Origin of the sequence: Nocardioides sp. REDSEA-S30_B4, from assembly GCF_001627265.1 — a bacterium.
GTDB lineage: Bacteria > Actinomycetota > Actinomycetes > Propionibacteriales > Nocardioidaceae > Nocardioides.
This window is the reverse complement of record NZ_LUPI01000008.1, coordinates 115,332-141,720: the sequence shown is the minus strand read 5'-3', so window position 1 is coordinate 141,720 and position 26,389 is coordinate 115,332. Positions and strand designations below refer to the sequence as shown.

At 73.1% G+C, this 26,389-nt stretch carries 26 protein-coding genes and 1 pseudogene; 14 read left to right on the top strand and 13 right to left on the bottom strand.

Annotated features, from left to right (window positions below):
- Nucleotides 1-12 precede the first annotated feature (12 nt).
- Genes A6R01_RS02190 through A6R01_RS02175 form a run of 4 tightly spaced genes read right to left on the bottom strand, consistent with a single transcriptional unit; the run spans nt 13 to nt 4,401 of the window.
- Nucleotides 13-603 (bottom strand): GNAT family N-acetyltransferase, encoded by a 591-nt coding sequence (locus A6R01_RS02190; RefSeq protein ID WP_292603105.1) that lies wholly within the window; start codon nt 601-603, stop codon nt 13-15.
- Nucleotides 590-2,209, bottom strand: a complete 1,620-nt coding sequence (locus A6R01_RS02185) for an amidohydrolase (protein ID WP_292603103.1) — start codon at nt 2,207-2,209, stop codon at nt 590-592. Before A6R01_RS02185 ends, A6R01_RS02190 begins: the two co-directional genes overlap by 14 nt.
- On the bottom strand, nt 2,199-3,641 hold the full coding sequence (locus tag A6R01_RS02180) for an AMP-binding protein (protein ID WP_292603101.1): 1,443 nt from the start codon (nt 3,639-3,641) through the stop codon (nt 2,199-2,201). The genes A6R01_RS02185 and A6R01_RS02180 overlap by 11 nt, the downstream gene beginning before the upstream one ends.
- Nucleotides 3,634-4,401 carry an enoyl-CoA hydratase/isomerase family protein gene (locus A6R01_RS02175; RefSeq protein ID WP_292603099.1) on the bottom strand — a complete coding sequence of 256 codons (768 nt, stop codon included), beginning with the start codon at nt 4,399-4,401 and terminating at the stop codon, nt 3,634-3,636. The genes A6R01_RS02180 and A6R01_RS02175 overlap by 8 nt, the downstream gene beginning before the upstream one ends.
- 97 nt (nt 4,402-4,498) lie before the next feature.
- Between A6R01_RS02175 and A6R01_RS02170 the strand changes: the two genes are divergently transcribed.
- The 4 genes from A6R01_RS02170 to A6R01_RS02155 all read left to right on the top strand — a co-directional run bounded on the left by A6R01_RS02170 (nt 4,499) and on the right by A6R01_RS02155 (nt 8,352).
- Nucleotides 4,499-5,104, top strand: a complete 606-nt coding sequence (locus tag A6R01_RS02170) for a TetR/AcrR family transcriptional regulator (protein ID WP_292603097.1) — start codon at nt 4,499-4,501, stop codon at nt 5,102-5,104.
- A 377-nt stretch (nt 5,105-5,481) separates the two neighbouring features.
- Nucleotides 5,482-7,017, top strand: a complete 1,536-nt coding sequence (gene lnt / locus A6R01_RS02165) for an apolipoprotein N-acyltransferase (RefSeq protein WP_292603095.1) — start codon at nt 5,482-5,484, stop codon at nt 7,015-7,017.
- A gap of 19 nt (nt 7,018-7,036) precedes the next feature.
- On the top strand, nt 7,037-7,813 hold the full coding sequence (locus A6R01_RS02160) for a polyprenol monophosphomannose synthase (protein ID WP_292603093.1): 777 nt from the start codon (nt 7,037-7,039) through the stop codon (nt 7,811-7,813).
- Nucleotides 7,810-8,352, top strand: a complete 543-nt coding sequence (locus tag A6R01_RS02155) for an FxsA family protein (protein ID WP_292603091.1) — start codon at nt 7,810-7,812, stop codon at nt 8,350-8,352. The genes A6R01_RS02160 and A6R01_RS02155 overlap by 4 nt, the downstream gene beginning before the upstream one ends.
- Nucleotides 8,353-8,367: 15 nt before the next feature.
- Here A6R01_RS02155 and A6R01_RS02150 read toward each other — a convergent pair whose 3' ends face one another.
- The 5 genes and pseudogenes from A6R01_RS02150 to A6R01_RS02130 form a co-directional block, all read right to left on the bottom strand.
- Nucleotides 8,368-8,754 (bottom strand): RNA polymerase-binding protein RbpA, encoded by a 387-nt coding sequence (locus tag A6R01_RS02150; RefSeq protein WP_179531062.1) that lies wholly within the window; start codon nt 8,752-8,754, stop codon nt 8,368-8,370.
- 129 nt (nt 8,755-8,883) lie between these two features.
- Nucleotides 8,884-9,186 carry an MFS transporter gene (locus tag A6R01_RS02145; protein ID WP_292603089.1) on the bottom strand — a complete coding sequence of 101 codons (303 nt, stop codon included), beginning with the start codon at nt 9,184-9,186 and terminating at the stop codon, nt 8,884-8,886.
- A gap of 75 nt (nt 9,187-9,261) precedes the next feature.
- A pseudogene (locus A6R01_RS02140) lies at nt 9,262-10,094 on the bottom strand (MFS transporter); the annotation flags it as partial.
- A complete protein-coding gene (locus A6R01_RS02135; protein ID WP_292603087.1) occupies nt 10,091-10,864 on the bottom strand; it encodes a glycerophosphodiester phosphodiesterase in 774 nt (257 codons plus the stop codon). The pseudogene A6R01_RS02140 and the gene A6R01_RS02135, both read right to left, overlap by 4 nt.
- A gap of 98 nt (nt 10,865-10,962) precedes the next feature.
- Nucleotides 10,963-12,489 carry a UDP-N-acetylglucosamine 1-carboxyvinyltransferase gene (locus A6R01_RS02130; protein ID WP_292603085.1) on the bottom strand — a complete coding sequence of 509 codons (1,527 nt, stop codon included), beginning with the start codon at nt 12,487-12,489 and terminating at the stop codon, nt 10,963-10,965.
- 133 nt (nt 12,490-12,622) lie between these two features.
- On the opposite strand from A6R01_RS02130, the gene A6R01_RS02125 reads away from it, so the two are divergent.
- Nucleotides 12,623-13,669, top strand: coding sequence for a zinc-dependent alcohol dehydrogenase family protein (locus A6R01_RS02125; protein ID WP_292603084.1), 1,047 nt, complete (start codon nt 12,623-12,625; stop codon nt 13,667-13,669).
- A 7-nt stretch (nt 13,670-13,676) separates the two neighbouring features.
- Nucleotides 13,677-15,350, top strand: coding sequence for an alkaline phosphatase D family protein (locus A6R01_RS02120; protein WP_292603082.1), 1,674 nt, complete (start codon nt 13,677-13,679; stop codon nt 15,348-15,350).
- Here the strand turns inward: A6R01_RS02120 and A6R01_RS02115 are convergent.
- The gene (locus A6R01_RS02115) at nt 15,334-15,507 is read right to left on the bottom strand and encodes a hypothetical protein (protein ID WP_292603079.1); all 174 of its coding nucleotides are present in this window, start codon (nt 15,505-15,507) and stop codon (nt 15,334-15,336) included. The genes A6R01_RS02120 and A6R01_RS02115 overlap by 17 nt on opposite strands.
- Nucleotides 15,508-15,662: 155 nt before the next feature.
- Here A6R01_RS02115 and A6R01_RS02110 point away from each other — a divergent pair, with 155 nt between their 5' ends.
- Together A6R01_RS02110 and A6R01_RS02105 are read left to right on the top strand one after the other, a co-directional pair.
- Nucleotides 15,663-16,451: an alpha/beta fold hydrolase gene (locus A6R01_RS02110; RefSeq protein ID WP_292603077.1), complete on the top strand. Its 789-nt coding sequence runs from the start codon at nt 15,663-15,665 to the stop codon at nt 16,449-16,451.
- Between the two features lie 77 nt (nt 16,452-16,528).
- Nucleotides 16,529-17,413, top strand: coding sequence for an aldo/keto reductase (locus A6R01_RS02105; protein WP_292603075.1), 885 nt, complete (start codon nt 16,529-16,531; stop codon nt 17,411-17,413).
- Nucleotides 17,414-17,435: 22 nt separating this feature from the next.
- Here the strand turns inward: A6R01_RS02105 and A6R01_RS02100 are convergent, their stop codons facing one another.
- On the bottom strand, nt 17,436-19,226 hold the full coding sequence (locus tag A6R01_RS02100) for a GNAT family N-acetyltransferase (RefSeq protein WP_292603073.1): 1,791 nt from the start codon (nt 19,224-19,226) through the stop codon (nt 17,436-17,438).
- Between the two features lie 86 nt (nt 19,227-19,312).
- On the opposite strand from A6R01_RS02100, the gene A6R01_RS02095 reads away from it, so the two are divergent.
- Nucleotides 19,313-20,134, top strand: a complete 822-nt coding sequence (locus A6R01_RS02095) for an alpha/beta fold hydrolase (protein ID WP_292603071.1) — start codon at nt 19,313-19,315, stop codon at nt 20,132-20,134.
- Nucleotides 20,135-20,165: 31 nt separating this feature from the next.
- On the opposite strand, the gene A6R01_RS02090 is transcribed toward A6R01_RS02095, so the two are convergent.
- Entirely contained in the window at nt 20,166-20,963 is a 798-nt protein-coding gene (locus A6R01_RS02090; RefSeq protein WP_292603069.1) for a DNA-formamidopyrimidine glycosylase family protein, read from the bottom strand.
- 60 nt (nt 20,964-21,023) lie between these two features.
- On the opposite strand from A6R01_RS02090, the gene A6R01_RS02085 reads away from it, so the two are divergent.
- The 4 genes from A6R01_RS02085 (at nt 21,024) to A6R01_RS02070 (ending at nt 23,895) form a co-directional block, all read left to right on the top strand.
- The gene (locus A6R01_RS02085; protein ID WP_218842370.1) at nt 21,024-21,140 is read left to right on the top strand and encodes a hydrogenase maturation nickel metallochaperone HypA; all 117 of its coding nucleotides are present in this window, start codon (nt 21,024-21,026) and stop codon (nt 21,138-21,140) included.
- A gap of 88 nt (nt 21,141-21,228) precedes the next feature.
- On the top strand, nt 21,229-22,584 hold the full coding sequence (locus A6R01_RS02080) for an HNH endonuclease signature motif containing protein (protein ID WP_292603067.1): 1,356 nt from the start codon (nt 21,229-21,231) through the stop codon (nt 22,582-22,584).
- A 9-nt stretch (nt 22,585-22,593) separates the two neighbouring features.
- Nucleotides 22,594-23,136 (top strand): hypothetical protein, encoded by a 543-nt coding sequence (locus A6R01_RS02075; RefSeq protein ID WP_292603065.1) that lies wholly within the window; start codon nt 22,594-22,596, stop codon nt 23,134-23,136.
- A 294-nt stretch (nt 23,137-23,430) separates the two neighbouring features.
- Nucleotides 23,431-23,895: a hypothetical protein gene (locus A6R01_RS02070; RefSeq protein WP_292603063.1), complete on the top strand. Its 465-nt coding sequence runs from the start codon at nt 23,431-23,433 to the stop codon at nt 23,893-23,895.
- Between the two features lie 79 nt (nt 23,896-23,974).
- Here the strand turns inward: A6R01_RS02070 and A6R01_RS02065 are convergent, their stop codons facing one another.
- Nucleotides 23,975-24,721, bottom strand: coding sequence for a DinB family protein (locus A6R01_RS02065; protein WP_292603061.1), 747 nt, complete (start codon nt 24,719-24,721; stop codon nt 23,975-23,977).
- Between the two features lie 116 nt (nt 24,722-24,837).
- On the opposite strand from A6R01_RS02065, the gene A6R01_RS02060 reads away from it, so the two are divergent.
- Nucleotides 24,838-26,289: an MFS transporter gene (locus tag A6R01_RS02060; RefSeq protein ID WP_292603059.1), complete on the top strand. Its 1,452-nt coding sequence runs from the start codon at nt 24,838-24,840 to the stop codon at nt 26,287-26,289.
- Nucleotides 26,290-26,389 lie beyond the last annotated feature (100 nt).

The window sequence follows — 26,389 nt, the reverse complement described above, 5'->3', positions numbered from 1 at the left end:
GCCGTCAGCAGCTCAGCCGAGCGAGTCCAGCGCCCGGAGGACCGCCGGGTGGTCGGGCGCCAGGTCGTAGCGCATCGTCATCGCGGCCAGCAGCACGTCGCGGACGGCAGGTGCCTGCGCGCCGCCGAGTGGCAGGCACATCAGCCGGAGATGCGGGGCGTGGTCATCGAGGTCGTCGCCGTGGGGCGGCGCGTAGTCGCGTACCGGCAGCAGCAGGCCGCCGGCACGCTCGTAGAACGCGATGCGGCGCCGGTGCTCCTCGACCTCGTGCGCGGCCAGGCCCGGCTCGTCGGGGTCCTCGACGTCCCAGACGAGCAGCGAGCAGCCCTCGCCGGCCAGCAGGGCCGCCAGCTCGCCCAGCATCGCGGTCCCGACACCGCCGCCCCGCACGCCCACCGCGTAGTACCGCAGGAAGACCCAGCCGGTGCCGCCCAGCGCTCGCAGGACCGCGAGCCCCTCGGGCGCCCCGCCCTCGGCGACCCGCACGACCAGGCGGTCGTCGAGGAGCGAGTCGAAGTCGGCGCGCAGGTCCGCAGGGAAGGCGTCCTCGTAGATCGCGCGCACCACCGCGAGCTGCGCGGTGTCCACCTCAGTCGTCAGCACGCCAGACCTCCTGCCCGCCCAGGTAGGTCCTGAGCACCTCGATGTCACGGATCCTGGTCGGGTCGCAGGTGGCCGGGTCCTCGTCGAGCACCGCCAGGTCGGCCAGCTTGCCGACGGCGATGGTGCCGCGGTCGCGCTCGGCGTGGGAGGCGTACGCCGACCCGAGCGTGTACGTCGTCAGCGCCTCGAGCCCGGAGACGGCCTCGTCCGGTCCGCACTCGGCACCGGAGTCGGTGCGTCGGTTGACCATGTCGTGCATCCCCAGGAGCGGGTGGCCGTCGACCACGGGCCGGTCCGAGGACCCCGGGACGACGACCCCGGCGTCCAGCAGCGACCGGTACCGGTAGGCCCACCCGGCCCGCTGCGGCCCGAGCGCGCGCAGCATGCCGTCGCCGATCTCGCCGACGAACCGTCCCTGCGGCACCGGCACGACGCCGAGCCGTGCGCACCGAGCCACCTGGTCGGGCCGGGACACCCCGAAGTGCTCGATGCGGTGCCGCACGTCGGGCCTCGGCCAGCGCCGTTGGGCCTCCTCGTAGGCGTCGAGCACCAGGTCGATGGCGGCGTCTCCGATGGCGTGGGTCGCGACCCGCCAGCCGGAGCGATGGGCGTCGAGGATGCGGGCGCGCAGGGCGTCCGCGGTGTCCTGGAGGTAGCCGCGCTCCCCGGGGGTGTCGGCGAACTCCTCGCTCAGGGCGCAGGTGTGCCCGATCAGCGACCCGTCGCTGAAGACCTTGGTCGGACCGATCCGGAGCCTGTCGTCGCCCAGACCGGTCCGGATGCCGAGGTCCAGCCCGACGCCCAGGTCGTCGGCGGCGTGCCCGCCAAGCGGGTGGAGCGCGTCCGCGGCGACCATCAGCTCCACGCGCAGCGGGAGGCGGTCGGCGTCCCGGGCGGCCTGGTAGGCCGCGACCTCGACCGGGCTCTTGCCGATCCACCCGCCGCCGACGCCCGCCTCCACGACCGAGGTCAGCCCCTGGGAGAGGTAGACCCGGCCGGCACGCTCGATCGCGTCGACCAGCTGGCTGACCGGGTAGGGGAGGACCAGGGCGTTGAGCAGCTGCTGGGCCTGCTCCTGCAGCAGCCCGGTCGGCCGACCGTCGTCGTCCACGACGACCAGGCCGCCCGGCACGTCGACGGGCGCCTCGGCCAGGCCGAGGTCGGCCAGCAGAGGCCCGTTGACCGTGCACATGTGGCCGCTGGTGTGCTTGAGCCACACGCGACGCCCGCCGGCGGCCCGGTCGAGGGCGTCGCGGTCGGGGTGGGCGCCGAGCTTGTTCTCGTCGTACCCGGCCCCCACGACCCAGTCCTCGGGCCCCAGGGTGGCGGCGCGGGCGGCGACGGCGTCGTACAACGCCTCGAGCGTGGGCACCCGCAGGTCGACCTCGGCCAACGACAACCCGAACCACGCCATGTGGTTGTGCGCGTCGTGGAAGCCGGGCACCACCACGGCACCGCCGAGGTCGACGGTCCGTGCGGCCGGCACGTCCTCGTCGACGGCCACGACCCGGTCGCGCCAGATCGCCAGGGAGCGGGCCACGTCGGCGCGTCCCGGGCCCTCGAGGGTGCGGACCCGGGCGTGGGTGAGGAGGAGGTCAGCGAGCACCCTGGGTCTCCGCGCGCAGGGCCGCCTTCTCCACCCGCAGCGAGGCGGTGAGCGGCAGCTCGTCGCGGAACCGCCAGATCGAGGGCACCTTGAAGCCCGCGAGCCGCTCCGCGCACCACGAGGAGAGCTCCTCGGCGCTCGCCTCCGGCGCCACGACGTACGCCGCCACCTCCTCGCCGCGCACCTCGTCCGGCACCCCGATGACGGCCGCCAGGTGCACGGCGGGGTGCGCCAGCAGGACCTCCTCGACCTCGACGGCGGCGACGTTCTCCCCGGAGCGCCGGATCATGTCCTTGAGCCGACCGGCGAGGTAGAGCCGACCGGCGTCGTCGGTGCGGGCCAGGTCGCCGGTGGGGAACCACCCGTCCTCGTCGTAGGGGGAGGGGTGGCCGAGGTAGCCCTGCATCATGCCCGGGCCGCGCAGCCACAGCTGGCCCGCCTCGTCGATGCGCGCCTCGCGGTGTGCCGCCGGCCGACCCAACGAGCCGGAGCCGACCAGCTCGCCGTGCTCCTCGAAGCCGACCCGGATGTCGGCGCCGGTCTCGGTCATGCCGAAGGCCTCGGTCCACGGCACGCCCCACCGCTCCTCGAGCGCGGCGTGCAGGGCAGGGGGGATCGCCGAGCACTGGACGGCGCGCACCCGGTGGTCGCGGTCGGCGGGGTCGGCGGGCATCTTCAGCAGCAGCACCGGCATCGAGGCCAGGCAGTAGAAGTAGGTCACCTGGTGCTCGCGCACCTTCGACCAGAACGTCGAGGGGTGGAAGCCGTCGAGCACGACCAGGTGAGCGCCGGCCATCAGCGAGGCCACGACGTTCCACTGCGGGTCGACGTAGTGGAAGGGCTGAGCGGTGAGCAGCACGTCGTCGGAGGTCAGGTGCGGGTGCTCGGTGAGCATCGACCCGCCCAGGGTCGTCCAGTAGGCGTGGTCGAGGAGGCAGCCCTTGGGCCGCCCGGTCGTGCCGGAGGTGTACTGCACGTTCACCACGGTCCCCGGGGTCAGCACGGGCGTCGGCAGGTCCTCGGCCCCGTGGCGCGCGAGCTCGTCGGGCCCCACGACGGTCGCGTACGCCGTCAGCAGCTCGTGGTGCTCGGACCGGGCCACCACGAGGCGGACCGCGGCGTCGGTGAGCAGGTGGGCCACGTCGTCGCGCCGGTAGCGGGGGTTGAGGGGCACCATCGCGGCACCGAGCCGCATCAGCGCCAGCCAGGTGAGCGGCATCTCGGGAGTGTTGCCCAGCATCACGCCGACCCGGTCGCCGGCTGCGACGCCGCGGGCCGAGAGGGCCGCGGCCAGCCGACGGGACCGCTCCGCCACGTCGGCGTAGGTGAGCCGGTGCCGGTCACCGGGCAGGTCGAAGGTCCAGGCCGGTCGCTGCGGGTGGTCCGCGGCGGCCCGGTCGAGGAGGTCGACGAGGGTGGTGCCGTCAGCCACGGTTGAACCCCTCCCGCGGGGCGTCGTTCTCGCCCGAGAGCGAGGTGAGCAGCGCGTGCTCGACCTCGCGGGCCATCGCGCCGTCCACGGTGGAGTCGAGGCCGGCGTCGAGCACCTGCTTGGCCAGCGACAGCGAGAGGGCCGGGCGCTCGGCCATCCGGCGCGCGAGGTCGAGCGCCGTCGACTCGTGCTCGCCGGTCGGGACGCAGCGGGCGACCAGGCCCATGGCGGCCGCGTCCGGACCGCTGACCCGCTCACCGAGCAGCAGCAGCTCCTTGGCGCGCGCCCAGCCGACCAGGGCGGGCAGCAGCCGGGAGATGCCGCCGGTGACCGAGAGCCCGACCGAGACCTCGGGGAACCCGAACACCGCGTCCTCGGCGGCCACGACGACGTCGCAGCACAGCGCGAACTCAGCACCCGCGCCCAACGCGTACCCGTGCACCGCGGCGACCACCGGGGCGGGCAGGCGCCGGACCAGGCGGGTCACCTCCTGGATCTCCTCCAGCCGAGCCCGCGTCTGAAGCACCGTCTCGACCGCCGGCTCCTCCTTGAGGTCGTGGCCGGCGCAGAAGGCACGTCCGGCGCCAGACAGCACGACCGCGCGTGCCCCGTCCTCACCGGCGTGGGTCAGGGCCGCCACCAAGCCCCTGGTCAGGCCGATGTCGACCGCGTTGAGCCGCTCCGGGCGCGAGAGCCGGATCTCGGCGACGACGCCGTCGAAGGAGTAGTCCACGCTCGCGTGGAGGGGCGGGCGGGTCACGGGGGCTCCTGGCGGTAGGACGGGTGGTCGGAAGGCGGGTCACTGTGGGTCGCATCGGCTCACCGCGTGTCGATCGATCGATCGATAGCATAGGCCCATGACCCCCACCGGCGAGCGAGTCCGCCAGGCCGCACTCGAGCTCTTCGCCGAGCGCGGCTTCCACGGCACCGGCATCCGCCAGCTCGCCGAGCGTGCCGGCGTCTCCTCGGCCTCGCTCTACCACTACATGGGCACCAAGGAGGACCTGCTGGTCGCGCTGATGACCAGCAGCCTGGAGCGGCTGGTCGGCGACGCCGAGGCCGCCGTCGCCGGCAGCGACGACCCCGTCGGGCAGCTGGGCGCGCTGGTGCGGATGCACGTCACCGCCCACGCCGCCCGGCCGCTGGAGACGCGGGTCGGCGACCACGAGGTCGAGGCGCTGTCGCCGCCGGCGCGCGAGGTGGTGGTGGCGCTGCGCGACCGGTACGAGCAGGTGTGGCAGCGGGTGCTGGCCGACGGGCAGGCGGCGGGCGTCCTGGACCTCGAGCACCCGGCTCTGGCTCGCCGGGCCCTGCTGGAGATGTGCAGCGGGGTGGCACGGTGGTTCGACCAGGCCGGGCCGCTGTCGCTGGCGGACCTCGCTGACCACTACGTGGCCCTGGCATGCAGGCTCCTCGGCGTGTCGCGCGCGACACGCCGGGGCGGTGCAGTCATTTCTGCCTGAACGTCGCTGGATCCTGTTCTCGATCGGGCTGCGCTGACCTGCGGTCTTAGGCGTCGTCGCAGGTCAGGAGGCGGTTGACATGTGATCCGCGACGCATAAGGGTGAGCCGTCCGCTCGTGCAGATCGCGGGAGACGGACCGGCGTCCGAGTGGCCGCTTCGGAGGGTGGGGGTGCCAGCCACCTGTCCGAGGTTGTTCGCGGAGGTCGGTTCGTCCTGCGAGGGCGGACGCGAGAGGGCCTGGGTCCCCCTAGACAACAGCCTGCCCCGGCCGCCCGTCGGACATCAGGCTGGACCGAAGGTGTCGCCGGGCCCTCTCGCCGCTCTGCACGGGTGCCGGGGCTCCGCTGGCTCAGGGCCCGGCCGGTAGCGTGAGCACGTGCTCCGCCTGGCCCTCGCCGTCGTCTCGGGCCTCGTGCTCTCGCTCGCCTTCGAGCCGGTCGCCTGGCCGGTGCTGCTGCCGGTGGCCGTCGCCGGCTTCTTCGCCGTCGTGCACGGCGTGCGGGCACGACGCGGACTGGCGCTCGGGCTCGCCTTCGGTGCGGCCTTCTACCTCACCCACATCTGGTGGATGCGCGCCGTCGCCGTGCCCGCCTGGATCGGGCTCTCGGCGCTGGAGACGTTCTTCTACGGGCTCGCGGGAGCGGCGGTCGCCGCGCTCACCCGTCATGCCCCGACCGTTCGGTGGTGGCCGGTGTGGGGCGCCGCGGCCTGGACGACCGCCGAGGTGGTCCGCAGCGGCTGGCCCTTCAGCGGGATGCCGTGGGGTCGACTGGCCTTCGCGGTCGTCGACACCCCGGTCGCCCCGCTGCTGCCGTGGGTGGGCATGGTCGGCGTGTCCTTCCTGCTGGCCCTGGCCTCGGCCTGCGTGGCCCACCTGGTGCTGACGCGTGCCCGCAGCTGGCGCGCCGACACCGCGGTCCTCCTCGGGCTCGTGGCCGGCGCGACGCTCGCCGGCCTGGCGCCGTACGACGCCGGCGACCCGAGCGGCACCGCGACCGTCGCCGCGGTGCAGGGCGACGTGCCGGGCCCCGGCAACGACGTGCTCTTCGACCACCGCCAGGTCACCCGCAACCACGTCGAGGAGACCGTCCGCCTGGCCGACGCGGTGGCCGCGGGCGAGCAGCCCCGGCCCGACCTGGTGGTCTGGCCGGAGAACTCCACGGCCGTCGACCCCTTCCTGGACGCCGAGACCAACCAGGGCATCGAGCGCGCGGTCGAGGCGGTCGGGGTGCCCGTGCTGGTCGGGGCGATCGTCGACGACGGACCCGAGCACGTGCTCAACCAGGGCATCGTGTGGGACCCGGTCACCGGCCCGGGGGAGCGCTACACCAAGTGGCACCCGGTGCCCTACGGCGAGTACATCCCGTTCCGGGACTACGTCGACTTCAACTTCGGCGAGCTCGCGCGCATCAAGCGGGACATGCGCGCGGGGGACCGCACCGAACCGCTCCGGATCGGCGAGATCCTGCTGGCCGACGCGATCTGCTTCGATGTCGCCTACGACGACGGCCTCCACGCCCAGGTCCGTGAGGGTGCCGAGCTGCTCACCGTGCAGACCAGCAACGCGACCTTCATCTTCACCGACCAGGTGGACCAGCAGTTCGCGATCACCCGGCTGCGCGCGATCGAGGCCGGCAAGTGGCTCGTGGTCGCCTCCACCAACGGTCGCTCGGGGATCATCGCGCCCGATGGGCGGGTCGTGGAGACCGTCGACCGGCGCACCACCGCCACGATGCTCGCCGAGGTCGAGCTGCTGCCCGGGGTCTCGCCCGGCATCCACCTCACGCCCTGGGTGACCCGCGGCGTCGTGGCTCTGACCCTGCTCGGCCTGCTGCTCGTCCTCATCGCCTCCGGCGCGGTCACCCGGCGTTCGCGCACGGTTGCTCCGGAGTACGCCGATGCGGCCTCCTGACTCCCGTACAGTCCGCCCAATGCGCGTGATCATGGTCGTCCCGACCTACCAGGAGGCCGACAACATCGCGTGGATCCTCCAGCGCCTGCGCACCGCCCGGCCCGACGTGGACGTGCTCGTCGTGGACGACAACTCCCCGGACGGCACCGGCCGGATCGCCGACGACCTGGCGGCAGCCGATCCTCAGGTGCACGTGCTGCACCGGGTCAACAAGGGCGGTCTCGGCGCGGCGTACCGGCACGGCTTCGCCCACGCGCTCGAGGCCGGCTACGACGTGATCGGCGAGATGGACGCCGACGGCTCGCACCAGCCCGAGCAGCTGCACCGGCTCCTCGACGCGATCGAGGGGACCGACGGCGGCCCCGCCGCGGACCTGGTGATCGGGTCCCGCTGGGTGCCGGGCGGCACGGTGGTGAACTGGCCGCGACGCCGCGAGACGCTCTCGCGCGGCGGCAACCTCTACGTCCGCGTGCTGCTGGGCATCTCGGTCAAGGACGCCACCGCCGGCTTCCGGCTCTTCCGCCGTGACGCGCTGGAGAAGCTGGAGCTGGAGAGCGTGCGCTCCACCGGCTACGTGTTCCAGACCGACATGGTCGTGCGTGCGCTGCGGGCGGGACTCACGGTCCGCGAGGTCCCGATCGAGTTCGTGGAGCGGGTGCGCGGTGATTCGAAGATGAGTGGCAAGGTGGCGGTGGAGTCGCTGCGCCGGATCACGGCGTGGGGGCTGCGCGAGCGCCGCGAGCAGGTGCGGCGGCTGTGGTCGCGCAGGAGTGCCCAGGAGGAGGGGAGCAGATGAGCCCGCAGAGCGGTCGGCGACGTCGTGGGGGAGTGGTCTGGCTGCTCGGCCTGGCCTTCATCGGCCTGCCGCTCCTGGAGCTCTACCTGGTCATCCAGGTCGGCCAGGTGATCGGTGCCGGGTGGACCATCCTGCTGCTGGTCCTCGACAGCGTCCTCGGCGCGATCATCGTGCGCCGCGAGGGCGGCCGCGCCTGGCGGGCGCTGCGCGAGGCCCTCGCCCAGGCGCGGATGCCGCACCGCGAGCTCGCCGACGGTGCGCTGGTGCTCATCGGCGGCACCCTGCTGCTCACCCCGGGCTTCGTCACCGACGCCTTCGGGGCGCTGCTGGTGCTCCCGGTGACGCGCCCCGCCTTCCGCGGGCTGCTGGCCCGGGCGGTCGCCTCACGGTTGGTCGTGTTCCCCGGACCCGGTGGTCCCGGCGGACCTGGTGGCCCCGCTGCCCCGCGGAGCCCCGGTCCCGGTGGCCCACGTGGCCCCGGGGACGACGAACGCCCCGGACCGGTGGTCCGGGGCGACGTGGTGGACCCGCCCGAGTGAGGACGGGTCGGAAGATCAGGCCGAGGCCTTGCCCTTCTTGCGGTTCGCGCGGTGCAGGTGCGCGGGGCCGATCTCGCCGCCGCGCAGCAGCTCCAGCCGCTCCTTGAGGATCTCCTCGAGCTCCTTCTCGGAGCGGCGCTCGAGCAGCATGTCCCAGTGGGTGCGGGCCGGCTTCTCGGCCTTCACCTCGGGCTTGATGCCGCTGACGCTCAGCGCCTCCGCGCCACAGCGCGGGCACTCCCACACCGCCGGGACCTCGGCCTCGACGGACATGGTGATCTCGAACTCGTGGTCCTGCTTGCAGCGGTAACCCACCTGCTGCCGCGCGGCGAACTCGATGCCGCGCTCGTCCTCGAAGCTCTGGCCTCCGAGTCGCGCGCCCCGTAGTGTGCGCTCTGCCATCTGAGCCCTCCAGTCTCTACCGAAGACGGTGCCGTGCCGCACCATCTCAAGTTTTCAACGGTAGCGACCCCGCGATGATTCCGACAATCGCCGAGGAGGGTGGTCGAGCCCCGGATTCTCGGGCTCCTCTCAGGAACCGGCCGGGACCGACGCCTGCTGAGCCTGCTGGATGCCCTTGGCCGTGTCGACGCGGGTCAGGATCGCACCACCGATGACGAAGAACGCGATCAGCGCGAACAGCGCCGGCCGGTAGGAGTCGGTGACGGTGTAGACGATGCCGAACACCAGCGTCCCCAGCCACGAGGTGCCCCGCTCCATGGCGTGGTAGAAGCTGAAGTACTCCGCCTCCTTGCCCGTGGGGATGAGGAGCGAGAAGTACGACCGGGCCAGGGCCTGGGTGCCGCCCAGCACCACGCCGATCGCCGCGCCCATCGCGAGGAACGGCACGCCTGGACGAGCAGGTAGGTCGCCAGGACGGTGCCGGTCTCGAAGCCCAGCTCCTCGACGCCGTAGACCGAGGCCGAGGCGATGACGGTCTGGATGCCGTCGTTGAAGAAGAGGTAGGCCACCAGGAACGTGAGCGCCACGGGGTAGCTCCGCAGGTCGCGCAGGGTGTGCCAGAGCTGTCCGAAGCTGCGCTGCAGCAGCCCGCCCTCGGCCGGCTCCACCGCCAGCGGCGGACGGTCCTTGATGCCGAGGTAGGGCACGAAGGTGAACAGGCCCCACCAGATCGCGGCGGAGAGCAGCGAGAGCCGCACGGCCATGCCCTCGGAGAGCCCGAAGGTGTCGTGCATGCTCACGACGACGAAGTTCAGCGCCAGCAGCAGCCCGCCGCCGGCATACCCGGTGGCCCATCCGCGCGAGGAGACCCCGTCGCGCTCGTCGGGGTCGGCGATCAGGCACAGGATCGAGTCGTTGACCACGGCCGCGGCGCCGAAGCAGAGGTTGGCCACCAGGAAGGCGACGACGCCGAGCTCCCAGTTGTCGTCCTTCATGAAGAACAGCAGGGCGGCGGCCAGCGCCCCGGCCCACGCGAAGCCGCCGAGCAGCTGCCGCTTGTGGGAGGTGCGGTCGGCCACGGCGCCCAGCAGCGGCAGCAGCACCGCCGAGAGCAGGGTGGAGGCGGTGATCGTGAACGAGGGGAGCGCGCCCGGGGCCACCGAGATCCCGAGGACCGAGATGCGGTCGTCGACCGCTGCCTCCTCGGCGATCGCGATGAGGTAGGGCCCGAAGAGGACGCCGGCGACCGTGGTCGAGAAGGCGCTGTTGGCCCAGTCGTAGACGTACCACGCGCGGTGCTCGCGGCGCCGCTCGCGCGTGGTCGTGGGTGCGATGGTCATGTGGTCCCCTCCCAGAGTCCCTGCTCCTCCAGCACCTCGCGCAACAGGTCGGTGCGGTCGGTGAACAGCCCGTCGACGCCCTTGGCGAGCAGCTCCCGCATCTCCTCGGGATCGTCGATGGTCCACACGTGCACGTGCTTTCCGGCGGCGTGCGCGCGGCGCACGAAGCCGGTGGTCACGACCGGGACGGTGACGCTGAGCCCGGCGAGCCGCAGCGTACGCCGGTGCGGCACCTGCAGGGCCGCGACACGACCCCCGGTGACCCGGTCGGCCAGGCGCCCGGGCAGCAGCGCGAACGCGGCCGCCTCCAGCGGGTGGGCCGAGGTCGGCACGCGACCGTCGGTGATCCGGCGGAAGCGGCGAAGCCGGGAGGCGGAGAACGACCCGACCAGGACACGCTCCCAGTCGCCGCGCTCGGCGACGAGTGCGGCGAGCGCGTCCACGGCCCCCTCGGACTTCAGGTCGATGTTGAACCGGGCGTCGGGGAAGGCATCGAGCAGCTCCACGAGGGTCGGCACCGACTCACGTCCGCCCACCCGGGCACGGCGCACCTCGGCGTGGGTCAGCGCGGCGACCTCGCCGGCGCTGTCGGTGACCCGGTCCAGCACCCGGTCGTGGAAGGCCAGCAGCACCCCGTCGGCCGTGAGGTGTACGTCGGTCTCGAGGTAGCGGTAGCCGAGGTCGACGGCGTGCTCGAACGCCACGAGCGTGTTCTCCAGGCCCTCGATCTCGGGGTGGTAGGCGCCGCCACGGTGAGCGAACGCGATCACCCGGCGCGATCCCGCGGCGCCGCTGCGACGCCCGGACGGGCGCACGTCTAGGTAGGCATGGCCCGTCACCGGTGACGTCACCTGGGCAGTCTGGCAGGTCAGATGTCGCGGAAGGGCTCGATCTGCGCACCCAGCTCGTTGAGGCGCTCGGCGAGGTCCTCGTAGCCGCGGGCGATGACGTAGGTCGAGCGCAGCACCGAGGTGCCCTTCGAGGCGAGCATCGCCAGCAGGATGACCACCGCCGGCCGCAGAGCGGGCGGGCAGACGATCTCGGTGCCGGAGAAGTGCGTCGGGCCCTCGATCATCACCCGGTGCGGGTCGAGCAGCTTGACCTGCGCCCCGAGCTTGGTGAGCTCGGTGAGGTAGATCGCGCGGTTCTCGTAGACCCAGTCGTGCAGCAGCGTCTGCCCGGTGGCGACGGCCGCGATCACCGCGAAGAACGGCAGGTTGTCGATGTTGAGGCCCGGGAACGGCATCGGGTGGATCTTGTCCAGCGGCGCGTGCAGGTCCGAGGGGTACGTCGTGATGTCGACCAGACGGGTGTGACCGTTGGCGGCGACGTACTCCTCGGTGCGGTCGTAGACGAAGCCCATCTCCTCCAGCAGCGCCAGCTCGATCTCGAGGAACTCGATCGGCACGCGGGTGATGGTGATCTCCGAGCGCGTGACGATGGCCGCCGCGAGCAGCGACATCGCCTCGATCGGGTCCTCGGCCGGGGCGTAGTCGACGTCGACGTCGATGCTCTCGCGGCCGGTGACGGTCAGGGTGGTGGTGCCGACGCCCTCGACCTCGACGCCGAGGCGCTGGAGGTAGAAGCAGAGGTCCTGGACCATGTAGTTGGACGAGGCGTTGCGGATCACCGTGGTGCCCGGGTGCAGCGCGGCGGCCATCAGGGCGTTCTCGGTGACCGTGTCGCCGCGCTCGGTCAGCACGATCGCGCGGCTCGGCGAGACCGAGCGGTCGACGTTGGCGTGGTAGCTGCCGTCGGTGGCCTTGACGTCGAGCCCGAAGGGGCGCAGCGCCGACATGTGCGGCTCGACGGTGCGCGTGCCGAGGTTGCAGCCACCGGCGTAGGGCAGGTCGAAGGTGTCGGCGCGGTGCAGCAGCGGGCCCAGGAACATGATCACCGAGCGGGTGCGGCGGGCCGCCTCCTCGTCGATGGCGTCCAGGCGCAGCTCCTTGGGCGGGATGATCTCGAGGTCGCCCTCGTCGCCGAGCCAGCGGGTCTGGACCCCGAGGCTGCCGAGCACCTCCAGGAGCCGGTTGACCTCCTCGATGCGCGCGACCTTGCGCAGCGTGGTGCGGCCGCGGTTGAGCAGCGAGGCGCACAGCAGCGCGACGCCGGCGTTCTTGGAGGTCTTGACCTCGATGCTGCCCGAGAGCGTGGTGGGGCCGGTGATGCGCAGGTGCGTGGGACCCGCCCCGAGCGCCACGATCTCGGAGTCCAGCGCCGCGCCGATGCGGGCGAGCATCTCCAGCGAGAGGTTCTGCTGGCCCTTCTCGATGCGGTTGATCGCGCTCTGGCTGGTGCTGAGCAGGTCGGCGAGCTGGCTCTGGGTCAGCCCGCGGTGCTTGCGTGCGTCCCGGATCAGCAGGCCGATGCGTCCCTTGTACCCCTCCGTCATGGCAGCGACGGTAACTCACATGTGAGATAACGCGACATCGCCGCGCAGGGTGGGGTCGGGTGCACAAGGGGTGACGCGGGAGGTGGCGCCGGGGGTGAACGACGGGCGCCGCCGGAGGTGCGATGCTCGGCTCATGCGAGCCACCACGATCCACGCTCCGCGCGACATCCGTCTCTCCGAGGTCCCCGACCCGACCATCGAGAAGCCGACCGACGCCATCGTGAAGGTCACCAGTGCCTGCATCTGCGGCTCGGACCTGTGGCCCTACCGCGGGGAGAACGACATCACGCCCGGCGACACCATCGGGCACGAGTGCATCGGCGTCGTCGAGGAGGTCGGCCCGGAGGTCAGCGACGTGCGTCCCGGCGACTTCGTGGTCGTCCCCTTCGACCACTGCGACAACACCTGCGCGCACTGCCGGGCCGGCATGCAGTCGGCCTGCGTCGAGCTGTCGATGACCAGCTCGGGGCAGGGCCAGTACGCCCGCGTGGGCCACGCCGACGGCAGCCTGGTGAAGGTCCCCGACGTGGGTGCCTCCGGTCCCGACGCGGCGCTCGTGCCGCACCTCGTGGCGCTCTCCGACGTGATGCCCACCGGCTGGCACGCCGCCGTGGCCGCCGGGGTGAAGCAGGGCGGGACCACCGTGGTCGTCGGCGACGGCGCCGTCGGGCTGTGCGGCGTGCTCGCCGCGGCCCAGATGGGCTCGGAGAAGGTCGTGCTGATGTCGCGGCACGAGCCGCGCCAGGAGATCGGCCGCGCGTTCGGCGCCACGCACGTGGTGGCCGAGCGGGGCCGTGCGGCCGCGGCGGCGGTCAAGGAGATCACCGGGGGCGTCGGCGCGGACGCGGTCCTCGAGTGCGTCGGCACCGACCAGGCCATGGGAACCGCGTTCGCGGTCGCCCGCCCCGGCGCGACGGTGGGCTTCGTGGGCGTGCCCCACGGCGTGGAGCTCCCGGTGCGCCGGATGTTCCAGAAGAACGTCGGGCTGGCCGGCGGGATGGCGCCGGTGCGCGAGTACCTCCCGCACCTGCTCGAGCTGACGCTGACCGGCGCCATCGAGCCGGGCCGGGTCTTCGACCTCACCCTGCCGCTGGACGAGGTGGCCGAGGGCTACCGGGCGATGGACGAGCGGCGCGCGGTGAAGGTGCTGCTCGACGTCGACGGCTCGCTGGGGGCCTGAGGTCGTCGTGCCCGCCCTGGTCCTCGGGCCGCTGCTGCGCCACTGCGACGAGACCTCCGCGACCCTGTGGGTCGAGGTCGACTCCGCCTGCCGGGTGACCGTCGAGGCGGGCGGTCGCCGCTGGAGCACCGGCACCTTCGCCGTCCACGGCCACCACTACGCCCTGGTCGCCCTCGACGGGCTGGCGCCCGGCACGTCGCTGCCCTACACGCTGAGCCTCGACGACGACCCCGTCTGGCCCGAGCCGGGGTCGCCGCACCCGGCACCGGTCGTCCGGACGCTCGACCACGACCGGCCCGTCCACCTGGCGTTCGGGTCGTGCCGGGTCAGCGTCCCGCACGACGCGGAGCACCATGCGGCGTACGGCGTCGACGCGCTGCGCTCCTGGGCGCTCGACGCCTCTGCCGCCCCCAGGGACCGGCGCCGCCTGCCGGACCTGCTGCTGTTCCTGGGCGACCAGGTCTACGCCGACGAGACCAGCGAGGAGATCCGCTCCTTCATCGCGGCGCGGCGCGACCCCGAGCAGCCGCCGTGGTGGGAGCTGCAGGACTACCAGGAGTACGCCGAGCTCTACCGCATCGCCTGGAGCGAGCCGGCCAACCGTTGGCTGCTCTCGACGGTGCAGAGCGCGATGATCTTCGACGACCACGACGTCCGCGACGACTGGAACACCTCGGCCCGGTGGCGCACCGACATGGCGCGCAAGGAGTGGTGGCACGACCGGATCGTGGGTGCGCTGGCGTCGTACTGGGTCTACCAGCACCTGGGCAACCTCTCACCTGCCGAGCGCGAGCAGGACCCGCTCTGGCGGCTCGTGCTGGACCACGACGGCCCCGGCGAGCCCGACATCGGGGCGGCCCTGGACGCCTTCGCCGAGCGCGCGGACGACGACCCGGCGACCTACCGGTGGTCGTTCGCGCGGGAGCTCGGGCCGCAGGCGCGGCTCGTGGTGGTCGACTCGCGGGCCGCACGGGTGCTGGAGCCCGAGCACCGCTCGATGATCGACGACGAGGAGATGGCCTGGCTCGACGCGCAGCTGCGAGGCGACGTCGAGCACCTGCTCGTCGGGACCTCCCTTCCCTACCTCCTCAGCCCGGGCCTGCACCACGTCGAGGCCGTGGTCGAGGCGTTGGCCGAGGGAGCCCTGGGGCGCCCCGGGCACGAGGTCGGGGAGTGGGTGCGACGCGCGGCCGACACCGAGCACTGGGCGGCCTTCCAGGACGGGTTCCGCCGCGTGGGCGAGATGGTGGTCGACGTGGCGACCGGCGGCCGGGGGAGGGCGCCGAGCTCGGTGGTCTTCCTCTCCGGCGACGTCCACCACTCCTACGTGGCGGAGGCCTGGCCGGCCGAGGAGGCCACGAGGGACCGAGCCGGGAGGACCCGGATCCTGCAGGCGGTCTGCTCGCCGATCCGCAACGAGCTGCCGCGGGTGATGCGTGGGGCGGTGCGCCTGGCCAGCCGCGGGACGGCACGCCCGACCGGGCGCCTGCTGGGCCGCTGGGTCCCAGCCTCTCCGCTGCACTGGAAGGTGACGCAGGGGCCGTGGCTGGACAACCTCGTCGCGGAGCTGGTGCTCGACGGCGACGACCTGCGGATGTGGTGGTCGACCGGGGCCGTCGAGGGCGACGACCACGACCACCCGGTGCTGCGTCGGGTGGCTGCGCTCAGACCGCGGCGCTGACCGGCACGGCGGTCGGCACGGCGGCGGGCTCGCAGCCGCACGAGGCGTCGCACGCCAGGAAGGTGTGCATCGCGTGACCGCAGCGCACGCACGGCCGGTCGTGCGAGAGGTGCTCGTCGGAGCCCTGTCCCCACTGCTCTTGAACGGTGTCCCACATGGTGCTGTCCTTCGGTCCGAACTTCCTGCCTACGACGGTAAGGAACCCATCGGCCGATCCGTGGCAGATCTGCGGTCAACGCGCCGGTCGGGGACCAGGTCGGCCCGAGCGGGGCGGCGGGCATGGCCCGAACGGGCCATCCCTAGGCTGTCCGGGTGACCTCCGCACCCGACCTGCACACGACCGAGATCGGGGACACCGGCGAGCGTGTGGTGTTCCTCCACGGCCTCTTCGGGCAGGGACGCAACTTCACCCAGGTCGCGAAGGCGCTGCAGCCCGAGCTGCGCTCGACCCTGGTCGACCTGCCCAACCACGGGCGCTCGGCCTGGACGGGCAGCGTGGACTACGTCGACGTGGCCGACGCCGTGGCCACCTGGCTGCGGGCGGCGTACGACGGTGAGCCGGTGCACCTGGTGGGCCACTCGATGGGCGGCAAGGTCGCCATGGTCCTGGCGCTGCGGCACCCCGAGCTCATCGACCGGCTGGTCGTCGTCGACATCTCACCGGCGCCCAGCGGGGGAGCGGGGGAGTTCGAGCACCTGCTCACCTCGCTGACCGGGCTCGACCTCGACGGGCTGGAGCGGCGCTCGGACGCCGACGAGCAGCTGGCCGGATCGATCCCGGACGAGCGGGTGCGCGGCTTCCTGCTGCAGAACCTGCGCCGTGAGGAGGGGCGCTGGCGCTGGCAGGCCGACCTCGACCTGCTGCTGCGCGAGCTGCCGACCATCGCCGGCTTCCCCGGGGTCGACGCGACCTTCGACCACCCGGTGCTGTGGATGGGCGGGGAGCGCTCGGACTACGTGCGCCCCGAGCACGAGGCGCGGATGCGCGAGCTCTTCCCCACGACGTACACCGTCACCGTCAAGGGCGCCGGTCACTGGGTGCACTCCGAGCAGCCGGAGGCCTTCGTCTCCGCGCTGCGCTACTTCCTGCTCGCTGACTGAGGGACGGCTGACGGGGCGACCCCGCTGGCCCCGGTGGGGTGACATCGGCCGTGGACCCGCGGGGTAGGAATGTGCCCATGCAGACGCGAGAGATCGGCAACGACACCGTCGGCCGGGTCACGGTGGGCGCCGTGGGCCTGGGCCTGATGACCTTCGACCAGACCGGGGCGCAGCCCCGCGAGCAGCTCCTCGACACCGTGCGTGCGGCCCTGGACGCCGGCGTGACGCTCTTCGACACCGCCGACGCCTACGGGCCCGGCGAGGAGAAGGGTTCCGACGCGCAGGGTGAGAACGAGCGGCTCATCGCCTCCCTGCTCGCCGAGCTCGGTGTGCGGGACCAGGTGTTCCTGGCGACCAAGGCCGGGCATGTGCGCACCGAGGGCGGGGGCTGGGACGTCGACAGCTCCGCGACCCACCTGGAGTCCGCGGTGGAGAAGAGCCTCGAGCGGCTCGGCGGCGACCACATCGACCTGTGGCAGCACCACCGCCCGGACCCGAAGGTGCCCTACGAGGAGGTCGTGGCGACCCTCAAGCGGGTCCACGACGCCGGCAAGGTGCGCATGGTCGGGCTCTCGAACGCGAACCCCGAGCAGATCCGGCTCGCGCACTCGGTGCTGGGCGACGCGCTCGTCAGCGTGCAGAACCAGTTCTCACCCGCCTTCCGCTCCAGCGCCCCCGAGATCGAGGTGTGCGCCGAGCTCGGCCTGGCGTTCCTGCCGTGGAGCCCGCTGGGTGGGCTCAACAGCGCCAAGGGGCTCGGCGACGAGCACCCCGCCTTCGCGGAGATCGCCGCCGAGCGCGGTGTGTCGCCGCAGCAGGTGGCGCTGGCCTGGGAGCTGGCCCAGGACCCCTGCGTGATCCCGATCCCGGGTGCCAAGCGTCCGTCCTCGATCACCGACTCCGCCGCGGCGGCCGACCTGGAGCTCGGCGCCGAGGAGCTGGCTCGGCTCGACGCCTCCTGAGTCCGCCGACCGTCGGGGCGGCTCAGAGCGGGCGCTTGAACCCCTTGTGCGAGGCGGTGTAGCCCAGCCGCTCGTAGAACCGGTGGGCATCGGCGCGGGCGGAGTCCGTGGTCAGCTGCGCGAGCGTGGCGCCACGGGCCCGCCCGTGGTCGTGGGCCCACTCCAGCATCGCCGCGCCGAGCCCGAGGCCGCGCAGGCCCCTGGCCACCCGCACGCCCTCGACCTCGAGCCGGGTCGCGCCGGCGCGGGAGAGCCCCGGGATGATGCTCAGCTGCATGGTGGCCACGACGGTCCCGGCGTGGTCGCGCACGACGGCGAGGAACTCGCCCGGGTCGCGCGCGACGGCGTCGTACGCCGCTTCGTACCGCACCACGTCGTCGACCTCGCGCGCCCCGCTGATGGGGTCGTCGGCCAGCAGCGCCACCACGGCGGGAACGTCCGTGCGCCGGGCGCGCTGCAGCCGGAAGCGCCAGCCGCCCACGTCCAGGACCCCGCCCACCTGCTCGGCCGCCTCCTCGCGCAGCCGCTCGACCAACCTGTCCAGCCAGCGGCCGACACCGGCGCGGGCCGGGGGAGTGTCGGGGTAGCGACAGCGCAGGTGCAGCCCGGACTCGTCGAGGACGAACCAGAGCATCACGCCGTCGGTGAGGATCGACGCCCCGAGGTACTGCGCCTCGAGGCCGACGGAGTCCACCCGCACCGGCAGGCGGCGCAGGTCGAGCCAGGAGATCGCGAACATGCCCGGCGCCTCGGGCATCCCGCCCCAGGGCTCCAGGACGTCCTCCAGCGGCCAGGAGCCGAGGCGCACGGCCTCCTTGACGGCCTCGGCGCAGGCGGTCGGGTCGGGGTCGGGTGACTCGAGGACGGAGTTGGTGATGAACCAGCCCACCGAGTCGTGCCAGGTGGCGTCGTAGCGGCTGTGGACGGGGAAGACCGCGCGCAGCGGCTGGTCGGCGACCTCACGGGTCACCTCGGTCATGGCGGCGACGACGAGGGAGAGCGTGGAGACGCCGAGCTCCTTCGCGCGGACGCCGAAGGCGCCGCTGTCGTCGACGTCGAGCACGTCGCGGACCTCGACCCGCTCCGGTTGCGGGCCGTCGGACTCGCCCAGCGGCATCGGGAAGCGCGGCATCACCTGGCCCGACGCCCCGAGCACCTCCGCCCACCGGCGACGCACGTCCTCCGGTGCGCGGGGACGGTCGCGCAGGGCCTCGGTGTGCTCGGCGAACGCCGGCACCGGCGGGCGGTCGGCGAACGGCTCGCGGCCGGCCCGGCGGGCGTCGAGGGCCGCCAGCAGGTCGCGGACCACCACGAGCATGGACCACATGTCGACATGGGAGTGGTCGGCGGCGACGACCACGGTCGGCCCGTCCGCGGTCTCCAGCACGCACAGCCGGTGCGAGGGAGCGGCGTACGACGTGCAGCGGCTGTCGAGGACGTCGCGCAGCGCCTCGTTGACCGGCTGACCCGCCGGGATCGGGTGCTCGACCCAGCGCCCCTCGCCGATCTCGACCTCGTGCAGGCCCGGTCCTGCATCGTCGGTGCCGGTGCTGGCGTCGGGGACGAAGACGGTGCGCAGGGTGCCGTGGCGCTGCACCACCGCGCGCCAGGCCTCGGCGAGGTCGGAGAGCTCGCGCTGGCCGGTGAGGCGGAAGGAGAGCGCCATCCAGGAGCCGGCCCGGTCACCGGCGCCCACGTGGCGGCGCTGGTCGAAGGAGACCGGCAGGGGGGCGCCCGGGTCGCCGACCTGGAGGTCGTACCCGACCAGCCGCCCGAACGGGAGCCTGAGATGCGCCACGTTCGTCAGCCGCATGCGCCGTACTCTAGGGCCACCGTCCTCCGGGTCCTGCCGCCGTCGCCGGGATCCCCGCCGTGTTGCGAGCCGACCAGGAGACCGCCGTGCCGACCGTCGACGTCCGCCCCTTCGAGGTCCGCCCCTTCGAGGTACCCGGTGCCGTGCTCGACTGGGAGATCAGCGACGAGGGCGGCGAGGCGGTCGTCCAGCTGCACGGGCTGACCTCGAGCCGCTACCGCGACCGGGTGCTCGACCTCGACCTGGGCGTGGGCCTGAGCGGCACGAGGCTGCTGAGGTACGACGCTCGCGGGCACGGCCGCTCGACCGGCCGGCCGGTGCCGGAGGACTACCGGTGGGAGCGGCTCGCCGACGACCTGCTGCGGCTGCTCGACCACGTCTTCCCCGACGAGCCGGTGCACGGCGTCGGCCCGTCGATGGGGTGCGCGACCCTGCTGCACGCGATCACCCGGGCGCCGGAGCGGTTCTCCGCGCTCACGCTCGTGGTGCCCTCGACCGCCTGGGAGACCCGGCAGGCCAAGGCCGCCGACTACCTCGCTGCCGCGGACCTCGTGGAGCAGCGGGGGATGGCGGCGTTTGTGGAGGCCGGACGGCTCGCGCCCCGGCCGCCCGCGACCGTCGAGGCGCCCGAGACGGTCCCGGACGTGCGCGAGGACCTGCTGCCGGCCCTGCTGCGGGGTGCTGCGTCGACCGACTACCCGCCCCGCGAGGCGGTGGCCGGGATCGCGGTGCCGACCGCGATCCTCGCCTGGACCGAGGACCCGGCCCACCCGCTGTCGACCGCCCAGGCGCTGCACGACCTGATCCCCGGCTCGCACCTCGTGGTCGCCGCGACGCCGGCGGACCTGTCCACCTGGCCCGGGCGGCTGCACGACCAGGTGGTGGCCGTCAGCGGGCGGGAGGGCTGAGCCGGCCGGGTTCGGCTGAGCTCTGCCGGGCTCAGTCGGCGGGCTGGCACACCGGGCACCAGAAGATCGACCGGGCCGCGAGCTCGCCGCGCTGCACCGGCGTACCGCAGCGACGGCAGGGGAGTCCCGCCCGGCCGTAGACGTAGTGGGCGTCGATGCGGCGGACCCTTCCCGCTGGGCGCCCTCGGTCCTCGGGCTCGGTGGTGACGATGCGACCGGCGCGGACGCCGGCTCTCAGCAGGACGACCAGGTCCTCCCAGACCGCCTGCCAGAACGGCCTGGCGACGTCGCGCCCGGCCGTCCAGGGCGAGATGCCCGCCCTGAGCAGGACCTCGGCGCGGTAGACGTTGCCCACGCCCGCGATGACCGACTGGTCCAGCAGCAGCGTGCCGGCCGGGGCGCGACTGCGGCCCACCCGGTCCAGGAATCGGTCGACGTCCGCACCCCGGCGGAGGGGATCGGGGCCGAGCCGCGCCGTGCGGGACTCGACCTCCGGAGCGGTGAGCAGCTCGCAGGCCGTGGGTCCGCGCAGGTCGAGCCAGTGCCCACCTCCCACCAAGCGCAGCCGGAGCGCGCCACGGGGCTCCGGCGGCGTACCCGACCCGTCGCGGAACTTCCCGTACAACCCCAGGTGCACGTGCAGGACGTGGTCGCCGTAGTCGTGGAAGAGGTGCTTGCCCCACGCGTCGGTGCCCAGCAGGACGGCCCCGTCGATGACGGCGGCGCCGTCCTCGAACCGCCCCTGGGGGCTCGACGCGGTCACCGCGTGGCCGCGGAGCAGGCTGCGGTGGCGACGGGCGAGTCGGTGGATCGTGTGGCCTTCGGGCACGCGTCCATCGTGCCGGTGTGTCCGTCACCCGACCGGGTCGGCTGATGGCAGGCTGGCCGCATGGCCGGCTACTACTCCTGCATGGCGTGCGGGCACGAGTTCGACCCGATCGCCACCCGATGGTTCTGCCCGCAGTGCAAGTTCAAGGCGAACTGCTGCGAGGGCGAGCCGCTCTGACCTGGTCGGAGCGCGGCCTCCCTCGAAGCGTCATCGATCTGTCGTCGAGACCCCTTGTTTTCGAACGTACGTTCGAATAGACTGAGGCATGGACTCGGCCACCGCACCCCACGACCTGATCGCCCGGGTCCGTGAGCGGGTGCGGGACCTGGAGTCCCTCGAGCCGGGGGAGCGGGACGTCTCGGCCGTCGACCTCATCGACGAGATGGAGTCGCTGAAGAACGCCGCGGCCGCCGCCCAGGCGCGTGCCTCGCACCTGCTCGAGCAGAGCCGGGTGGCCGAGCGCGCCCACCTGCCGGCGCCCAAGCGCGACCGTGGTGTCGCGACCGAGGTCGCCCTGGCACGACGCGAGTCACCGCACCGCGGGTCGGTCCACCTCGGGCTGGCAGGCGTGCTGGTGCGCGAGCTGCCGCACACGCTCGCCGCGATGGAGGCGGGTCGGTGCAGCGAGTGGCGGGCGATCCAGATCGCGCAGGGCACCGCTTGCCTCTCGCTGGAGGACCGCCAGCAGATCGACACCGAGCTGATGGCCGATCCGGCCACCACCGAGGGCTGGGGTGAGCGGCGGTTCCGGGCCGAGGTCGACCGTCGGGCCTACACCGCGGACCCGTCGGCGGCGCTGGCCCGGCACCGCAAGGCGGCAGGGGAGCGGCACACCTCGTTGCGGCCCGCGCCCGACGGGATGGTGAGGTTCTCCGCGCTGCTCCCGCTCTCGGTCGGCGTCTCGGTGCACGCCACCCTGGGTCGCGCTGCCGACGAGGCCCGGGCCGCCGGCGACGAGCGGACGCGAGGCCAGGTGATGGCCGACGTGCTCACGGCGCGCGTCCTGCACGGCAGGACCGACGACGACGAGGGGTCTGTCACGCCGGTCGCGGTCCAGGTGACGCTGTCCGACGCCACGCTGCTCAACCTGGCCGGCAGGCTGGGCGACGAGCCCGGCTGGGTGTCGGCTCCGGGCGTGGCGCCGATCCCGTTGCCGGCCGATCTGGTGCGCGACCTCATCGCCCGAGCGCAGGCCGACGGCGAGGCCACCCTGCGGCGACTCTACGTCCGCCCCGAGGACGGTCAGCTCGTGGCGATGGAGTCGGCGGCGCGCTGCTTCCCGGCCGGGCTCGCCGCGTTCCTGACGGTCCGTGACCGGAGCTGCCGCACACCCGGCTGCGACGCACCGATCCGGCACCGTGACCACGTGGTGCCGGTCGCCCGTGGTGGCCCCACGTCTGCGAGCAACGGTCAGGGCCTGTGCGAGGGTTGCAACCAGGCCAAGGAGGCCGAGGACTTCCGCACGTGGGTCGTCGACGCTGAGCTCCACGACCTGGTGCTCGAGACACCCAGCGGCCATCGCTACCGATGCGTGATCCCGAAGCTCCCACCACCACAGGAGCACAGCTTCGCGGCGCACCTCGACGAGAGCCTCACCAGGCTGCTGCGGCGCAGCGCCTAGCCTGCACACATGTCTCGGTTCCTGAGTCGCCGCTGGCTGCTCCCTGCCGGCGTCGTCGTCTCCCTCCTGGTGGGCGGTTGGTGGTGGGCGCACCCCGACGTCCTCGACGAGGAGTACGGCGCCTCGATGCGCGCCGCCCCGGTCGCGTGGCGGGAGGGCCGTGTCTTCAGCGTCGGCCTCACCGACCCCGGACAGTTCCCGGCCGAGGGGACGCTCAGGTTGCGCTCCGTCACTGTCCACCTCAGCAGGACGCCTGAAGAGGACCCGGCCGTGGAGGTGCTGCGCTGCCGAGAGGTTCGAACCGAGGATGGCGGGCATCTGGCGCTCGGCGTCCTCCATCGACGACCCCCTCGAGAGCACGACTGCACTGCCGCCGGGCCCGGCACGGTGCTCGGCCCTGAGCACCAGCTCGTCGCGGTGCTGCAGCCAGGGTCACCCGGCCGGTACCGCATCTCAGGCCTGACCGTCGGCTACCGCCTCGATCGCGCCCACCTGTGGCGCACCGGCACGGAGACGATGGGCACGAGCGTCAGTGTCGGCTTCCGCAAGTGATCCCGGGGATGTCGGCCGTCCTCGGCGTGACGGAGACCTCGTGGCTCGCACGTGTAGCGGGGGAGTGCGTGTGGGTAGCACGCGGGGAGTCTTCGTTGCCCCCGACACCAGGAGACCCCGGTGCCCGGCAAGCACGCCGCCCCGCAGAGCCGCCTCCTGCGGCCCCGCGCGACCCTCTCTACTGCGAGCTCGGTCGGAGCCCACCGATCGCCGGCCAGTGGAAGCCGCATCGGACGCACGTCGTCACTGGCAGCGATCGGCCTGACCGGCACTTTGGCGCTGACGTTGGGCGGCGTGGCCGTCGGCGACGAGGACCAGCCTCCGATCGGCCCCGACGACCTCGCCGTCCTGCCGGCCACCAGCAGCGGCAGCGGCAGCACCGTCGGACTCCTCGACCCGCTGCGTCGAATCAGCCAGGTGGTGACCGTCGCCGCGGCCGATCCCGAGTCCGGTGCCGCCGAGCAGACCGAGACCTACCGACCGCGGCATCGTGCCGAGTCCACGGAGGCCTCGGTCGGCACTCGGGACCAAGCCGGCTCGCGCGGCGATGGCACGAACGGCACCTCCGAGGGCGACACCAGCCCAGCCGCGGACGAGTCCGGCACGGCTCGCTCAGCCACCGATGCGGTCGTCGACACCGTACGCAAGACCGCTGACCGAGCGCCCGATCAGGCGGACCCGCTCGTCGACCCGCTGGTCGACGCCACCGACGAGTCCCTCAGCGGTGCCGCCGACCTCGTGGACGGCCTCCTGCCGTAGCTGAATCCGAGGCAACGCCGCGTCCCAGCCGTACGAAGGCGCTCGTCGACTGATGCCGCCAGATCGCCGATAAGCGACATTATGTCAACTCACGTCGACGGGACCCCTCCTGCGCATCCAGGTCACGCACCGCGTAGCGCAGGTGCTCCCACTCCTCGTTGAGGATCGTCTGGAGCGAGTCGAGCACGCGACACGGATGGTCGGGAGCCCACGGGTTGGTGCTGGCGTCCTGCAGCTGCTCGTCGGTGAGGTCAGCCAGGAATCTGCGCACCATCGCCAGCCGCTCAGCACGAACCTCGAGCACCCGGTCGAACGACGGCGACGCCTCGGAGAACACCGCGAGGTCGTATCCGTCAGTGGCGTACTCGGCGTGCGGCTGGCCGATCGGGTGGTACGGCTCCTCGACGCCCTGGATGGAGCGCCGGAGCCAGGTGTCGGTCGCCATCACCAGGTGTCGCAGCGTCTGGGCGAACGACCACTCCCCTGCGACCGAGACGTTCACGGCGTCCGCCGGCATCGCCAGCGCCCTCTCGACGGCACCGGCCCACGCCCTCTCGACCGCGCCCCACGCGAGGCGCAGGTCCTCGGCCGTCGCCGCGAGCCGCAGCGAACGACCCGGGAAGCGCCGGTCGAGCTCGGCGTCGACGTACGCGGCCACGTCCACGCCGTTCACGACCAGCGACCCGCCGTACTCCAGCAGCCACGGGTCGTCGATCTCCATCCCCGACACCCCGGACCCGCGGATGACGGCGTCGGTCATCCAGCATCGCTCGAACCGTGCGCCGGCGAGGTCCTCGTCGACGAAGGCCCGTTTCTCCTCGCCCATGGCAGCAGACAAGCACGAGCCGCCGACGGTCGGAAGGCACGCGACTCCCCCGCGGTGATCCAGGTCACCTGCCCATATAGGTGCTTCCGGCAACCAGTGTGTCGTCTCATGGTCCGGTGCCCGCTCCTGCCTCACGTCCCCTCGCCGCCGTCGTCGCCCTGTGCGCCGGAGGCCTCGCCGCCTCGCTGACCCAGACGATGGTCATCCCGATCCAGGGCGAGCTGCCCCGCCTGCTGGATAGCACCGCGGCGAACACCGCCTGGGTCGTGACCATCACCCTGCTGGCCGGCGCGGTGACGATGCCCGTCTCCGGGCGGTTGGCCGACATGCTCGGCAAGCAGCGCATCCTCGTCGCCAGCACCCTGCTGCTGGTCGCCGGCTCGGTCGTCTGTGCGCTGGCCGAGTCCCTCGCGACGATGCTCGTGGGGCGCGCGCTCCAGGGTCTGGCGATGGGCTTCATCCCCGTCGGCATCGCGCTGCTCCGCGAGATCGTCCCGCCGCACCTGGCAGGGTCGTCGGTCGCTGCGATGAGCGCCACGCTGGGCGTGGGCGGCGCCATCGGCCTGCCGCTGTCGGCCTGGATCGTGCAGGTCGGCGACTGGCACCTGCTCTTCTGGGTCTCCGCCGCCGTCGCCCTGGTCGTCCTCGCCGGCATCGTGCTCCTGGTCCCCCATGTCCACGACGCGCACCCGGCGCGCTTCGACGCCGTCGGCGCGCTCGGACTCGCGACCGGCCTCGTGCTGTTCCTCGTGGGCCTCTCCAAGGCCAGCGCCTGGGGCTGGGGATCCGGTCGCACGCTCGGCTTCATCGCCGCCGGCCTCGTGGTGCTGGGGGTGTGGGCCGTCGTCGAGCTGCGTACGGCGGAGCCGCTGGTCGACCTGCGCAGCACCGTGCGCCTGCCCGTGCTGCTGACCAACCTGGCGGCGGTCGCGGTCGGGATGGGGATGATGGCGCAGGCCATCGTGGTGCCGCAGCTGCTCCAGCTCCCGGAGGCGCTGGGCTACGGCCTCGGCCAGTCCCTCCTGGCCGCCGGCCTGTGGATGGCCCCCGGCGGTCTGATGATGCTCTTCTTCGCCCCCGTCTCCAGCCGTCTGATGACCTCCCTGGGGGCGAAGGCCACGCTGATGATCGGCGCCTCGGTGCTGGGCGGCGGCTACGTGCTCGCCCTGTTCCTGATGGGCTCGCCGTGGCAGCTCGCGGCCGCTGCCGTGGTCATCTCGATCGGCGTGGGCATCGGCTACGCGGCGATGCCGTCCCTGGTGCTCGACGCGAACCCGGCACACGAGGCCGGCTCGGCGGTGGGCGTCAACGCCCTGGCGCGCTCGCTGGGCACGACGCTGGCCTCCGCCCTGATGGGCACGGTCCTCACCAGCAGCACCGTCGCCGTGGGCATCGGTGACCGCGTGGCCAGGGTTCCCAGCGAGGGCGCCTTCCAGGCCTGCTTCGTGATCGGCGCCGCCGCTGCACTGCTCGGCGTCGCGATCGCCGCGACGATCCCCCGCACCCGGCGCACGAGCGACGCTCCGGCGCCGCTCACTCCTCGCGTCGAGGTGCGGGCGAGCGCCTGAGGGTTTCCCGGGTCGGCCACTTCTTCTCGATCTCAGCATTGAGCGAGGCGCCCAGCAGCAGCGCTGCGAGCGGGGCGGAGACGGGAGGCACGACCTCGAC